This is a genomic window from Psychrobacter sp. 16-MNA-CIBAN-0192 (assembly GCF_040309565.1).
Classification (GTDB): Bacteria; Pseudomonadota; Gammaproteobacteria; order Pseudomonadales; family Moraxellaceae; genus Psychrobacter.
Genome location: NZ_JBEOOX010000767.1, coordinates 1 through 232 on the forward strand (window position 1 = coordinate 1; position 232 = coordinate 232).

Below are 232 nucleotides of genomic sequence, written 5' to 3' on the forward strand. Positions count from 1 at the left end.
TGCCAATGCTGGTGTTACGCACTCGCAAGGTGATGATGACAAATCAACGAGTTTGTTTGTCGGTCTTAGCAGCACTTACTAAACGGTTTGAATCAAGCTTAGTTGCTGATAGTTTATATATTGAAGCTCAAAAAAACCGCCAAACGCTAAAAAGTGCTTGGCGGTTTTCTATTGAGATGGATTTTAAATAGGCTTTTTAAGATTTTTTCTTACGTCGTTATGAGTACTATCA

Annotated in this window: 1 protein-coding gene; it reads left to right on the plus strand. The window is 37.5% G+C overall.

The window, feature by feature from the left end:
- The coding region (locus tag AAEY78_RS15145) for a hypothetical protein (RefSeq protein WP_352340347.1) at positions 1-191 on the plus strand (191 nt) is incomplete at its 5' end.
- Positions 192-232 lie beyond the last annotated feature (41 nt).